The 641-nt window shown below is 45.1% G+C and carries 1 protein-coding gene; it reads left to right on the forward strand.

The window, feature by feature from the left end; all coding sequences use genetic code 11:
• Positions 1 to 561, forward strand: a 561-nt coding sequence (locus IRQ95_RS21955) for a transposase (protein ID WP_194439925.1), incomplete at its 5' end; no start/stop codon positions are given.
• Positions 562 to 641: the final 80 nt, after the last annotated feature.

The raw sequence follows: 641 nt of genomic DNA on the forward strand, positions 1-641 counted from the left end.
ATTCTTGGCGTGTTCGGTTATCGACGCCCATCGAGAACGAAAAATACGTTCAAAAAGAAACACTTTACTTACGACGCGCAAAGAGACAGCTACCAATGTCCGAATGGTCAGGAGTTGCTTTATAAAACCACATCACGTGATGCCTATCGAGAATACCACTCAGATCCCAAAGAGTGTGCGTTCTGTCCAATGAGGGATGACTGCACCCAAAGCAAAAACATGAAGAAAGTGATTACTCGGCATATCTATAGCGATGCAGTAGAGAGAGCAAATCAAATGCGGCTCTCTCCCTATGGTAAGAAGACTTATCGACGTCGAAGTGAAACCGTAGAACGGAGCTTCGCAGACGCCAAGCAACATCATGGTCATCGTTATGCTCGCTTTCGAGGTCTAGCCAATGTGCAAATGCAATGTTGGTTGGCAGCGGCAGCTCAAAACATCAAGAAGATAGCGTTGGTGATGAGTTATCTACGAAAAATGGGCTTAAACATGACAGAAATAAGGCAAATACTTGCTTCTGTATGCCTATGTAATGAATGGAAGCTTCTGCGCACGGTATAACAAAAAATATCGCGATCGCGACCTACGGTCGCTTCCAAAAAAGAACCCCGCTTGAAAAAGCGGGGTTCGTCATCAATCTG

This window comes from Vibrio fluminensis (assembly GCF_015278125.1).
GTDB classification, from domain to species: Bacteria; Pseudomonadota; Gammaproteobacteria; order Enterobacterales; family Vibrionaceae; genus Vibrio; species Vibrio fluminensis.